Source organism: Roseateles amylovorans (assembly GCF_025398155.2).
In the GTDB taxonomy this organism is placed as follows: Bacteria; Pseudomonadota; Gammaproteobacteria; order Burkholderiales; family Burkholderiaceae_C; genus Roseateles; species Roseateles amylovorans.
Genome location: NZ_CP104562.2, coordinates 4348236 through 4361284 on the forward strand (window position 1 = coordinate 4348236; position 13049 = coordinate 4361284).

Below are 13049 nucleotides of genomic sequence, written 5' to 3' on the forward strand. Positions count from 1 at the left end.
ATCGACCCTATTCAATCCCGCCGCATTATCAAGACTGCACGAGATTCAAGACAAAACCCATCACGAAACAGGTTTCCCACCACAGTTTCGAGCGGTATTACAAAAAGTTTCAGGATGATTCGCTCGGGACGAAGAAATCCCTCACCGGACCCATGCCGTGATTCAGAGATTCGAGGGTTGACGGCACCGGGGGATGGCCTGTTGCGCAGACAAGCCAAAACCCGCCACCGCCCGGGGGCCGATGGACGTGCGTTAACGCAATCGAGCGTCAGAGAGGAAGAATTGCTGCTGCATGGGTCAACCGTCCGAGGTCACATCAAGTGTCAGGACGGGCAACGCCCAGGCGAACGCCAAGCAGGTCACAACAGGCCCGTGAGGGCCCGGCAGGCAAGTGCCCAGAGGCACGCGTCACGCGCCTCACAGACTCAGGTCTGGCAACCCCGCTATCGTGATTCGGCGGCCCTCTATAGAGACCCGTCAAATGGTAGACCGGAGGCTTTGCGACCCCGGCTTTCGCTCGGGTGTGCCCTGATGTGTCGGACTGTAGTGGCGGCATCCAGACGCAACAAGCGAATGTTTTCAAACGCTGCCACTCAATATTTCGAACCGTGAATTTGTTCACGAACTTTGACATACAGCGCATACCACGGCGCGATCATCGCACCGCTCCAACCCCGAATCTGAAACAACAGTGATAACGATTGATAAATATGAAACCACAATGCCCGTGCTGGCCAAAGTGGTAAGCCGACGGATTCCTTCCATCGCTTAAATCGGTGAATGGGATCCGTAGATCCGCCGGATCCGGCAGCGTGATTTATTGCCGACAACCTCTTGGATCAAATATCCGTCCATTCGCCATTCTGGAAGGACGCTTCCTAGAATGAAGTGGTTATGGGACGAATTGTTTGGAATTCCAATCATCCGTCCCATCTGCCATCGGTCCGGATCTGCGCCAGGAAATGACGGTGCGGCATCCATGGCCCACGCAGCCTGACCTCATGCCCTCCACCGTCACCGGCTCACGCCCTGTTGCCATGCCCAGCCAAGCCCCTTCGCCACGGCCAGCCGCGCTCGATCCCCGTTGCCTGGGGCGCCCGGTGCATCTGCTGCCCCGCGTGGCCCTGCGACTTCAGGAGGCGTTGCAGCGCAAGCTGTGCCTGCCCTGGAATCGCCGCTACCACGCCCGCTATGACCTGCATGCGCTGAGCCTGCAGCCGCTTGATCGCGCCACGCGCGAGGCCGACACCCTGGATCCCGACGCGCTGCGCTGGCTGCGAACCCCGGGCCCCGCCGGCCTGCTGGCCTGCCGGATCGACCGCAGTCTGGTGCTGGCCCTGCTGGCGCGACGCCTGGGATTGGGCACCGATGCGCCCGCTGCACCGGACTCGCCCGCCAGCCCGGCGCCCGCCAAGCTGCCGACGGCCACCGAGGATCGCCTGCTGCAGTCGTTGGCACGCCAGTTCTGCGGCCTCTCGCTGCAGCTGCTGGCGCAGGCCGCGCAGCCGGACGGAACCCACGATCTGCAAGACCTGTCCCCCACCGACGACCTCCCGTCGATGCAACTGGGCAGCCTGCCGGACCTGGGCGCCGACGCCTGGGAAATGCGGGTGCTGATCCGCGACGCCGCCGACCCCGCGCGCGACATGCCGCTGCGCCTGGCGCTGAGCGGCGCCTATGTGCAGCCGCTGCTGCGACAACTCAGCGCCGAGGCCCACCGTGCGCGACCGAAGCCGCCCGCCAAGCCACCGCTTGCGCGACGGCTGACCTTGTCCCTGCAGGCGCGTCTGCTGGAGCGGGAAATGGCGCTGGGCACGGTGCTGGATCTCCAGCCCGGTGCGCTGATCCCGATCCGGCTGACGGATGCCACGGTGATCGTCGAAGGCGCCGCGCTGATGCGGGCCGCCGTCGCGGAACACCAGGGCAAGTTGTGCCTGACCTCTTTCGAAGATCTGGAGTGATGATGATGATGAGCGACGACGACCTGATCGCCGGCCTGCTGGACCAGCCGCAGTCGGCCAGTCCGGCCCCGGTCGAGCCGCGCCCCGCGGGCCGCGACCTGCCCGCACTGATGCGCAAGATCGCGGTCACGCTGACGCTGGAAGTCGGCGAGGCCCGGCTCTCGCTGCATGACCTGGCGCAGTTGCGTCCCGACAGCGTCGTGGAGCTGGACACGCTGGCCGGCGCGCCGCTGGTCATCAAGGTGAACGGCACCGCGATCGGGCATGCGGAGGTGGTGGTCAGCGGCGACAGCCATGCGCTGCGGGTGCTGGACATCGATGGCCTGAATCTGGACGCCCTGGACGCGCCCGGCGCATGAACCGCCTCACCGACCTCAGCCACCTTCCGCACCAGGGAGGGCGAGGCCTGACCGGCGGGCGACTCAGGCAGGCGGCCACGGGGCTGCGGGCCGCAGGGGTCGTCGCGCTGCTGTGGGCGGCCTCCCATCCTGCGGCGGCAGCCACGCTCAAAGTGGCCGGCGCGGGCGGCGCGATCGGCGACTTCACGCTGAAGACCCAGGTCCTGGTCATCATGACGCTGCTCGGGCTGCTGCCCGTGCTGGTGCTGATGATGACCTGCTTCACCCGGTTCGTGATCGTGCTGTCGCTGCTGCGCCAGGCGCTCGGTTTGCAGCAGGGGCTGCCCAATCGGCTGGTGACCGGTGTGGCGCTGATCCTCACCATCCTGGTCATGCGACCGGTGGGCCAGCAGGTCTACGACCAGGCCCTCAAGCCCTACGACGACGAAAAGATCACCCTCACCCAGGCGCTGCGCATCGCCGAGGCGCCGATCTCGCGCTTCATGCTGGCCCAGACCAGCAAGGCCGCACTGGCGCAGATTGCGCAGCTCTCGGGCGAGACCGCCGTGGCCCGGCCGGAGGACCACAGCTTCCCGGTCAAGCTGGCGGCGTTCACGCTGTCGGAGCTCAAGACCGCCTTCCAGATCGGCTGCATGCTGTTCATCCCGTTCCTGGTGATCGATCTGGTGGTGTCCTCGGTGCTGATGGCGATGGGCATGATGATGCTGTCGCCGCTGGTGATCTCGCTGCCGCTGAAGCTGCTGCTGTTCGTGCTGGTCGACGGCTGGACGCTGACGGTCAACACGCTGGTCGCCAGCGTGCGCGGCATGGGCGGATGACGATGTGCGCCGGGAGCTGCCGATGACGCCTGACATCGCGATCGATCTGATCGGTGAAAGCCTCAACCTCACCCTGCTGCTGGTGTTGGTGCTGATCCTGCCGGGGCTGTTGATCGGCCTGGTGGTGGCGCTGTTCCAGGCCGCCACCCAGATCAACGAGCAGACCCTGGCCTTCCTGCCGCGGTTGCTGGTGACGCTGCTGGTGCTGGGCGTGGCGGGCCGCTGGATGGTGAGCCTGCTGATGGACTTCTGCGTGTCGATCTTCGAGCGCGCGGCGCATCTGGTCAGCTGAGGGCCGCACCGTGGAACTCGAGATCAGCCAACTGCTGCCTTGGCTTTCCGCGTTGTGGTGGCCGTTCTGCCGCGCCATGGCGTTGCTGACGGCCGCCCCCACGATCGGGGACGCCGGCATCCCGATGGCGGTGCGGGCGCTGTTGGCGCTGGTGCTGGCGGTGGTGCTGATGCCGGTCTCGCAATCGACGGCGGTGGCCATTCCGATCTTCTCGATGCAAGGCATCCTCGCGGCGGCCGAGCAGGCGGTGCTGGGGCTGGCAATCGGGCTGAGCTTCCATCTGGCGATGGCGGTGATCGGCGTGCTGGGCTTCCTGCTCTCGTCGCAGCTGGGGCTGGCGATGGCGGTGTTGAATGATCCGATCAACGGCAGCTCGTCGGACGTGGTCACCGCCTTGTTGAATGTGCTGTGCGTGCTGGCCTTCTTCAGCATGGACGGCCATCTGCTGTTCACCGCCGTGCTGGGCGAGAGTTTCCGGGCCTGGCCGGTGGGCGCCGGACTGTCGCTGATCACCCTGCAGAACCTGGTCTACAACCTGGCCTGGGTGTTCTCCGCGGCCTTGCTGCTGGCCCTGCCGGTGGTGGCCGCGACGCTCGTGGTGCAGCTGGGCATGGGCTTCCTGAACCGGGTGGCCCCGGCGCTCAACCTGTTTTCGCTGGGCTATTCGCTGGTCACGCTGTTCGGCCTGTTCATGCTGACGCAGATGCTCGCCCAGGTGCCCGCCCACTACCTGCGCATGACCGAACAGTTGCTTCGCATGATCGAGCAAGGCATGCGGACCGGCGGTGCCGTCAGCCTGCTGGGCACGGGGGGCGGCGGCCATGGCTGAGTCTTCCAGCGCCGACAAGACCGAGAAGCCGTCGGAGCAGAAGCTCCGCAAGGCCCGCGAGCAGGGCCAGGTCGCCCGCAGCAAGGACATCGCGGCCGCGGTCGGACTGCTGCTGGGCCTGAAGCTGCTGGTCTGGATGGCGCCGCACTATCTCGACCAGTTCGGCCGATTGTTCCGTCTGGCGCTCGCGCCGCTGGATGGACAGGATCCCCTGCAGGGCCTGCAGACGATGTGGGGCGAGACAGCCCACGAAGCGCTGTGGCTGATGACGCAGCTGTTGCTGCCGCTGCTCGTGCTGCCGGCGGCGGTGATCGTGGCGGCGCAGTTGAGCGGCGGCGTGATCTTCTCCGCGTCGCTCTGGGCGCCGCGCTTCTCGCGCTTGAATCCTCTGGGCAATCTGGGCCGGCTGTTCAGCGGCAAGCATTACAGCGATCTGGCCGCGACCTTGATGAAGGTCGCTGGCGTGCTGGGCGTGCTGGTGTGGCTGACCACCAGCCTGGCCGGCGAGTATGTGCGGCTGCAGGCCCTGCCGCTGCCGGCGGCCCTGGCGCGCGCGGCCGATCTGGTGATGGATGCGCTGTTGACGCTGGCGTCGGTGCTGGCCTTGTATGCGGTGATCGACCTGCCGCTGCAGCGCCTGTTCTTCCTGCGCGGTCAGCGCATGAGCAAGCAGGAAGTGAAGGACGAATACAAGCAGAACGAAGGACGGCCCGAAGTCCGCCAGCGCATCCGCCAGCTGCAGCAGCAGATCGCCCGACGCAGCGTGCGCAAGGAGGTGCCGCAGGCGGATGTGGTGATCGTCAATCCCGAGCACTATGCGGTCGCGCTGCGCTATGACAGCGCCAAGGCCGAAGCCCCCTATGTGGTGGCCAAGGGCGTGGACGAAATGGCGCTCTACATCCGCCGCCTGGCGCTCGACCATCAGGTGCATCTGCTGGAACTGCCGCCGCTGGCGCGCGCGCTCTACAACAGCTCGCAGGTGCGGCAGCAGATCCCCGCCTCGCTCTACCAGGCGGTGGCGCAGGTGCTCAGCCATGTGATGCAGCTCAGAGCCTTCCGCGCCGGTCAGCGCCGCACCGAGCCGCGACTGTCGCCCGACCTGCCCGTGCCGCGCCATCTGTCCGATCCAGCGCCGCAGGCGCCGTCCGAGGCCGACAGCCAGGCGTCTGCTGCTGCGGCCGCCTCGCATGAACCGCGGCGCAACACCGCCACCGCAGGGCGCCCCACCGAGGCCCCTCGCGCTCGACAGGCGGCCGACCCGGCCGTGAGCCCGGCCCCCACCGCACCGCCCTCCCCCGAGTACCGCGCATGAACCTGCTCTCCACCCTCCGCCTGCAGCTGCGTGACCTGCGCATCGCCGCACCGCTGTTCCTGCTCGCCATCCTCGGCATGGTCATCCTGCCGCTGCCGCCGGTGCTGCTGGATGTGCTGTTCACCTTCAACATCGTGCTGTCACTGGTGGTGATCCTGGTGAGCGTGAACAGCAAGCGGCCGCTGGACTTCTCGATCTTCCCCAGCGTGATCCTGGCGACCACGCTGATGCGGCTGTCACTGAACGTGGCCTCCACCCGCGTGGTGCTGCTGCACGGTCATGAAGGCACCCATGCCGCGGGCCGAGTGATCGAGTCCTTCGGCAACGTGGTCATCGGCGGCAATTTCATCGTCGGTCTGGTGGTGTTCGTGATCCTGATGGTGGTGAACTTCATCGTCGTCACCAAGGGCGCGGAGCGGATCTCTGAAGTCTCGGCGCGCTTCACGCTGGACGCGCTGCCCGGCAAGCAGATGGCCATCGATGCCGATCTGAATGCCGGCCTGATCAACCAGGAACAGGCGCAGCGGCGCCGCAAGGACGTCGGCACCGAGGCGGATTTCTACGGCGCGATGGACGGCGCCAGCAAGTTCGTGCGGGGCGATGCGATCGCCTCCATCCTGATCCTGCTGATCAACCTGGTGGGCGGCGTGGCCATCGGCGCCCTCATGCATGGACTGAGCCTGGCGGAGGCGGTGCGCCAATACGGCCTGCTGACGATCGGTGACGGCCTGGTCGCGCAGATTCCCGCGCTGCTGCTGTCCGCCGCCGCGGCGATCATCGTCACCCGGGTGAGCGATTCGGGCGAGTTCGAGCAGCAGGTCAGCGAGCAGATGCTGGCCTCACCGCAGGTGCTCTACAGCGCCGCAGGGGTGATGCTGGTGCTGGCGATGATCCCGGGCATGCCGTGGATGGCTTTCAGCGCCTTCGGCCTGGCGCTGGCGTATGCCGGCTGGCGCATGGCCGGGCGCAGTGCCGAGGCGGTGCAGCCGGCTGCGCCGGTGGAGGCCGCCCTGATGGCCGGCACGCCGCCGGAGATCGATTGGCAGGCCCTGCCGGTAGTGGAGCCGGTGGCCGTCAGCCTGGGCTACAAGCTGGTGAACCTGATCGACCCGGCGCAGGGCGCGCCGCTGCAGGCGCGGGTGCGCGGCATGCGGCAATCGATGAGCGAATCGCTGGGCGTGCTGTTGCCGACGCTGTCGGTGCGGGATGACCTGTCGCTCAAGCCCAACCAGTATGCGATCTCGCTCAGCGGCGCGGTGGTGGCACAGGCGGAGCTCTATCCCGATCGACTGATGGCGATCGCCTCCGGCCAGGTCTACGGCGACCTGGACGGCGTGCCCGGCTTCGATCCGGCCTACGGCATGCCGGTCACCTGGATCAGCAGCGAGGCCAAGGCCCATGCGCTGGGGCTGGGCTATCAGGTGGTGGATGTGGCCAGCGTGGTAGCGACCCATGTCAGCAAGATCTTGCGCGAGCAGTTGCCGGAGCTGCTGCGGTTTGACGACATCGCCGCGCTGCTGGAGCGCCTGAATGCGATCGCCCCCAAGCTGGGCGTGGCATTGGACAAGGCCTTCACCCATGCACAGCTGTTGAAGGTGATGCGGCTGCTGCTGGCCGAGGGCGTGGCGGTGAAGGACATCCAGAGCATCGCCTCGACGCTGGTCGAGAACGCCGAAGCCACCAAGGACCCGATCCTGCTGGCCGCGGAAGTCCGCTGCGCCTTGAAGCGCCAGATCGTGGCGCAGTTGCTCGGGCCGCAGGGCGCGCTCGGCGCCTTGCGGGTGTTCAACCTGGGCGCCGATCTGGAGAACCATCTGCTGAATGCGCTCAACCAGGCGCGCGGCGGTGGTGCGAAGGTGCAGCTGGACAGCTTCCCGGTGGACCCGCAGTTGCTGTCGCAGCTGCAGCAGCACATGCCGTCGGCACGCGATCAGATGAAGGCCCAGGGCGCCTCGCCGGCCCTGCTGGTCATGCCGCAGGTGCGGCCGCTGCTGGCCCGCTATGCGCGGCTCTTTGCGCCGGGGTTGTCGGTGCTGTCGTACAACGAGGTGCCGGAGCACAAGGAGATCGCGGTGCTGGGCACCCTCGGTTGAGTCCCGGACTGACGCGCGATCCGGCAGGCCCATCACCCGCTGCGGGCGATGACCTGTGAGCTGACCGCTGCACGTTCAGCCACAGGCCGCGGGCCGCAGTCAGCAGGCCGCGAGCCGCAGTCAGCAGGCCGCGAGCCTTGAAACGAACATGCCGCCGGGCTGACGCGCGGCGGCATGGCGAAGACGGACATCGCCGGGTGATCGCACCGAATGCGATCGCCCGGGTCACCGAGATCAGAACTTGTAGTTCGCGCCCACCAGGAAGGTGCGGCCCCACTTGACGTACTCCAGCGGGCGATCCTTGGTGATGGCGTAGGTGCGATACGCCTCGTCGGTCAGGTTGTTGACCTGAGCCAGCAGGCCCAGCCCCTTCAGCGGACCGTCGGTGAAGTTGTAGCCGATCTGCGCATCCACGATGCTCTCGCCCACCACATAGCGCAGCGAGCGCGCGCCGTTGAAGTTGCCGATCTCGCCGATGAAGTCGGACCGCTTGCGCTGGCTGATGCGGAACTCGAAGCCATCGATCTCGTAATAGGCCGTCAGGTTGTAGACCCGCTTGGACAGGCCGGGCAGCGCGATCGGACCCGAGCCGACGCTGTTGGCGCTGTCCGGATCCACGATGCGGATGCTGCTGCTGTTGAAGCTGGCGCTGGCGGTCAGGCCGAAGCCGTTGAGCGACTTGCTGATCAGGTTGAACGGCAGCGAGGCGCTCAGCTCCAGGCCCTTGAGCTTTCCGCCCTCACCGTTGTAGGGCGCGGTGAAGTTGCCGGTGAGCTGGGCATCGGGCTGGCCCGGCTGAGGCACATAGCCGGCGACGAAGCTGGAGAAATCGTAGTTGTCGACGGTCTGCTTGTAGATGTAGCTGCGCAGGTCCTTGTAGTAGGCCGCTGCGGCGACATAGGCCTTGGAGCCGAAGTACTTCTCCCAGGACAGATCCACCGCATTGGCACGCCAGGGCTTGAGCGCCGGATTGCCGCCCGAGGCACCCGGCTCGCCGGTGCTGCTGTTCACGCCGAACTCGATGCCGGCGTTGAGCTGCTCCACCCGCGGACGGGCCATCTGCTTGGCCAGCGCGAAGCGCACCGTCTGGTCACCGGGCAGTGTCCAGGCCAGGTTCATGGCCGGCAGGTAGTCGGTGTAGGTCTTGCCGCCCTCGATCGGCTTGACCGCGCCCTGGCCGCCGTTGGCGGTGCCGTCGAAATAGTTGGACTGCGAGGACTGGTCGGTGCGGATCACCTGCAGGCCGATGTTGCCGCGCATCGGCAGGCCGAAGGTGGTCGCATCGATGTTGCCCTTCAGGAAGGCGGTGGTGGCCTTTTCCTTGACCTGCCAAGCCTTGGGAATCAGGTAGCTCAGCGATTCGGTCGGCAGGAAGCTCATGTAGCGGGCGACGGCCGCGGGCACATTCCAGGCCGGGATCGATCCCAGACCCGCGAACCCGAGGTCGACCAGACCGTATTGCAGGTCCGAACCGATCGCGGTCACCCCCTGGGGGCCGAGGTTGATGTTGCCTTCGGGCTGGCGCTTCTTCTTGGAGCGGTCGGCGTAGTTCAGGCCGACATCGACATCAGAGAACCAGTTCGACACCATGCCGCTGGTCGGCAGCTTGGCCACCAGCTTGAAGCCGGTGAGGTCATCCTTGACGCTGGGCGTCTTGCCATAACCCGAGCCGTAGATGGTGTCCTGCAGGAACAGCTGGCTGGGATCGGCGTAGTTCAGGCCGGCCTTGATCTGGGAGAAGTCGCCCGACTTGAATGCCAGGTTGACCGTGTCCAGCGGGACCGAGGTGGCCAGCTGGGTGTTGTTCTCCAGGATGACCTCGTTGCGGGTGGCGCGGGAGTAGTTGACGTCAGCGGTCAGTTGCACGCCGCTCTCGAAGCGCAGCTTGTTGTTCCAGCCGGCGGCGACGATCTTGTCGTCGCGCTTGTTGTACATGCCGCGGATCAGCGGATAGATGTTGGTGACGCTGCCGCCGGTCTGGCTGTTGTTGCCGTTGACGCCCACACCGCTCCAGGCAATCGGCGGACGGCCGTTGCCGTTCCAGGTCATGCTCATTTCGAACTGGTTGGCGGTGTCTTCCTGCTTGGCCCGCGACCAGAAGCCATCGACCACGCTGGTCCACATCGTGTTGGGACGGAACTCGACCGTGGCCATCACGCCGTCGCGCTCGGTGCGGCCGGTGCGACGCAGGGCCTTGATGCCTTCGCTGGTGTAGAGGTTGGCGGGCAGACCGCTGGTGCCCAGCGTCTTCCAGGGCTCGTACAGGCCGACCTGCTCCTCCTGCACCGGTGTTTCCTGATGCGCAAAGCCGATCGACACGCCGATGGTGCGGTTCGCAAACTGGTCGATGTAGCTGGCGCTGACGCGGTTGCCGTTGCCGCTCTTGCCGCCGGCGCCGCCCAGCGAGTTGCGCTGGCCGCGGGCATTGAGCGAGACCACCCGGCTGCCGAAGTCCAGCGGGCGGACGGTCAGCATGTCGATGGTGCCGGACAGGCCCTGGCCGATCAGGCCGGCGTCGGGCGTCTTGTAGATGGTGACGCCGCTGAGCAGTTCGGAGGGGTATTGGTCGAACTCGACGCTGCGGTTGTCGCCGGTGCTGACCAGTTCGCGGCCATTGAGCAGCGTGGTGGCGAAGTCGGGCGACAGGCCGCGCACCGAGATCACCTGCGCACGACCCGCGGCGCGCTGCGCCGACACGCCCGGCAGCCGCGCGATCGATTCGGCGATCGACACATCCGGCAGCTTGCCGATGTCCTCGGCAGACACAGCCTCGACGATGGAGTCGGAATTCTTCTTGACCGAGATCGCCGCTTCGATACCGCGACGGATGCCGGTCACGGTGACGGTGTCCAGGGTCTTGTCGGCGGCGGCCTTCTGCTCGGCCTCGCGCGGGGCGGGCGTCGCCGCAGCGGCGGAAGGCGCTGGCGCTGGCGCTTGCACCTGGGCCTGGGCGGCGCCGGCCATCAAGGCCAGCAACATGCAGCCGGCAGCCACCGGCTGGACACGGAACAGCTCGCGCGAGGCGTGCGAAGTCTTCATGGTTTGTCTCCTGTCGCTCTGTGCATTCGCGGTTCGAGGTGTCCGCGTCTTTGTCGGGCCAGATCGCCTGACGCTGCGGCCCGACCGCCACGTCGCAGACCCTCGGCGCCCAACATTCGAAAGAATTCTGTACTAAAACTAGATTCTCAACAAAGCTCTCGCAAACCCTTGAGAGGCTTGAATCGCTCTCGATTGGCGTGAAAACCACGAAGTTACGGGCAATCACCAAGGGTTAATACTGATCTTTCGATAGATTAACGGCAGATTACCGACGATCGGATGAGCACAGGAAGGCGTCGATGTAGCTCGACTACAGATGCCAACCCCATTCACGGGCGCGATCTCTGGCAGCGCTGTCTGCGACGCGACGCGACAAGGCTTGAGGCAACTACAGCCAATGGCGCAGCAGCGCATCGCCGGCACCGGGCAACCGCCAGGCCGGCGCGAGAAGCGTTGGGGGGATCAGCGAGCAACGCGCATCAACGGGGGTGTCGTCGAAGGCTCGCGTGCGACGGCACACCGGGCACCGCCGGCAAGGCAAGACGAGGCACGCAAGTCAGCATGCGCCCGATGGCGGAGGCGCTCAGTGAAGCGCGGGGTACCACGGAGGCGGATCAAGCCGCGCCCGTCACGCCCGCCAGCGTGGGGCGCGGCATAGATAGCTGAAGAGCCACACGTCAGGCGCGCCCGCAAGCACCGAGCACCGAGCACCGAGCACCGACGATGGCGTAGAAGTCGCGCCAGCGCCATGAACAGCGACGGCTGCCCAAGCAGGGCGCAATCTCAGAGACAGGAAACGGGCGTGACGCCTTCCCAGGCGTCGACGCCGTCAGCAGCCGCGCGGCTCAGCGCGCGGGGCGGTCTCGCCAATCGGAGACCGCCAGAGGGTCAGGACTGACGTTGCAGGGTGCCCTGCTCCAGCGCGAAGGCGGCACCGCCGAGCGCCACCAGCGTGTCGGTGATCAGCACACACGGCACGGCCGAGAGGTAGGACGCGAACCGCCCCTTGGCCTCGAAGCGAGCCCGGAACTCCGAGCGGAAGAAGCGCTCACCCAAGCGAGGCACGATGCCGCCGCCGATGTAGACGCCGCCCCGCGCACCCAGCGTGAGCGCCACGTTGCCGGCAAAGCCGCCGAGGAAGGCACAAAACTGGTCCAGCGTGCGGGCGCAGACCTCGTCGCCGGATTGGGCACGTTCCAGGATCTGCTCGGCGGTGAGCCGCTGCGCCGGCGACTGGCCCAGCACCGTGGCCACTGCGGCATGCAGGGTCGGCAGGCCGATGCCGGAGAGAAAGCGCTCGGCGGACACATGCGGCAATTCGCGACGGGCGACCGCCAGCAATTCGCCCTCGAAATCATTCGCCGGCGACAGCGTCACATGGCCGCCCTCGCCCGGCAGGGCCACCCAACCCAGACCGGTCTTCACCACGCCGCCCACCCCCAGGCCGGTGCCAGGGCCGATAACGGCCAGAGTGCCCTTGGGTGCGGCCAGCGACGGGCCGGTGATCGGCGTGACCTGATCGGCCCGCAAGCCCGGCAGCGAGAGCGCCAGGGCTTCGAAGTCATTGAGCAGCACCAGTTCGTCGAGCCCAAGGTCCGACGCCAATTGGCTGCGGGAGAAGGTCCAGTGGCTGTTGGTCAGCTCGACCCGGTCGCCTTCCAGCGCCGTCGCCAACGCCAGCGAGGCGCGATGCGGCTGGGCGGTGATGCCCAGCTCCGCCAGGTCCTTCAGATAGGACTGGGCTGCCGCGCTCAGCGACTCGTGCCGGGCCACCGGCAGGGTGCGCACATGCGCCACCGTCTGGCCGGGGCCGGAGACCCATCCGAAACGGGCATTGCTGCCGCCGATGTCCGCCACCAGCCACGGATAGCCCGCAGCCGCATTGGCGGCCACCGCCTGCGGTTGAACTGGTTTGCCGACGCTCGCCGGGCCGAGTTTCTCAACGGTCACCGGTCTTTCACCCTGATTGATCTGCACGCTTGTGGTCCTGCGGTCTTCGCTTGATGCGCAAGCCTATAAGGTAGCAAAACTACATAGAATGCACAATAGCGACGACCCCAGAAAATTAGAGACGCAAAAGTGATGGTGACAATCAACTCTCAATATCTTCTCTAACTCTATGTTTTAGAGGGATTTATTGAGAAATTTTAGGGGATTTTTCCTCAAGAAACGTGCTGTAGCCACACTACAAATTCAAGATCATGCCCTCGCCGGATCAGCTAGGGCGAACCCTTCCGGCGGCCCCAGGACGGGGCGCCATAATCGACCTTCCCTCGGCGTTTGCGCTTGGCCTCCCAGCCGCCGCCGCCCCGAGTTGGTCTCACCTTCGGGCCCTCCCGTCCGACG

The 13049-nt window shown here is 66.3% G+C and carries 9 protein-coding genes and 1 riboswitch; of the genes, 7 read left to right on the forward strand and 2 right to left on the reverse strand.

The annotated features are described in order from the left end of the window. Positions 1–430: 430 nt before the first annotated feature. Positions 431–538, reverse strand: a riboswitch (cyclic di-GMP riboswitch). Between the two features lie 463 nt (positions 539–1001). Genes N4261_RS17955 through N4261_RS17985 form a run of 7 tightly spaced genes read left to right on the forward strand, consistent with a single transcriptional unit; the run spans position 1002 to position 7664 of the window. Beyond that, positions 1002–1961 carry a FliM/FliN family flagellar motor C-terminal domain-containing protein gene (locus N4261_RS17955; protein ID WP_261756647.1) on the forward strand — a complete coding sequence of 320 codons (960 nt, stop codon included), beginning with the start codon at positions 1002–1004 and terminating at the stop codon, positions 1959–1961. A gap of 2 nt (positions 1962–1963) precedes the next feature. Then, entirely contained in the window at positions 1964–2320 is a 357-nt protein-coding gene (locus N4261_RS17960) for a FliM/FliN family flagellar motor switch protein (protein WP_261760759.1), read from the forward strand. Continuing rightward, positions 2317–3138: a flagellar type III secretion system pore protein FliP gene (gene fliP / locus N4261_RS17965; RefSeq protein WP_261756648.1), complete on the forward strand. Its 822-nt coding sequence runs from the start codon at positions 2317–2319 to the stop codon at positions 3136–3138. The genes N4261_RS17960 and fliP overlap by 4 nt, the downstream gene beginning before the upstream one ends. 22 nt (positions 3139–3160) lie before the next feature. Beyond that, the gene (fliQ, locus tag N4261_RS17970; protein WP_261756649.1) at positions 3161–3430 is read left to right on the forward strand and encodes a flagellar biosynthesis protein FliQ; all 270 of its coding nucleotides are present in this window, start codon (positions 3161–3163) and stop codon (positions 3428–3430) included. Between the two features lie 31 nt (positions 3431–3461). Next, a complete protein-coding gene (locus N4261_RS17975) occupies positions 3462–4259 on the forward strand; it encodes a flagellar biosynthetic protein FliR (RefSeq protein ID WP_435532074.1) in 798 nt (265 codons plus the stop codon). Next, complete coding sequence (flhB, locus tag N4261_RS17980) at positions 4252–5571, forward strand: flagellar type III secretion system protein FlhB (RefSeq protein ID WP_261756651.1); 1320 nt, start codon at positions 4252–4254, stop codon at positions 5569–5571. Before N4261_RS17975 ends, flhB begins: the two co-directional genes overlap by 8 nt. Next, positions 5568–7664, forward strand: a complete 2097-nt coding sequence (locus tag N4261_RS17985) for a flagellar biosynthesis protein FlhA (RefSeq protein WP_261756652.1) — start codon at positions 5568–5570, stop codon at positions 7662–7664. Before flhB ends, N4261_RS17985 begins: the two co-directional genes overlap by 4 nt. A 234-nt stretch (positions 7665–7898) precedes the next feature. Here N4261_RS17985 and N4261_RS17990 read toward each other — a convergent pair whose 3' ends face one another. After that, positions 7899–10703 carry a TonB-dependent receptor gene (locus N4261_RS17990; RefSeq protein ID WP_261756653.1) on the reverse strand — a complete coding sequence of 935 codons (2805 nt, stop codon included), beginning with the start codon at positions 10701–10703 and terminating at the stop codon, positions 7899–7901. Between the two features lie 888 nt (positions 10704–11591). Then, positions 11592–12680: a glucokinase gene (gene glk / locus N4261_RS17995; protein ID WP_261756654.1), complete on the reverse strand. Its 1089-nt coding sequence runs from the start codon at positions 12678–12680 to the stop codon at positions 11592–11594. Positions 12681–13049: the final 369 nt, after the last annotated feature.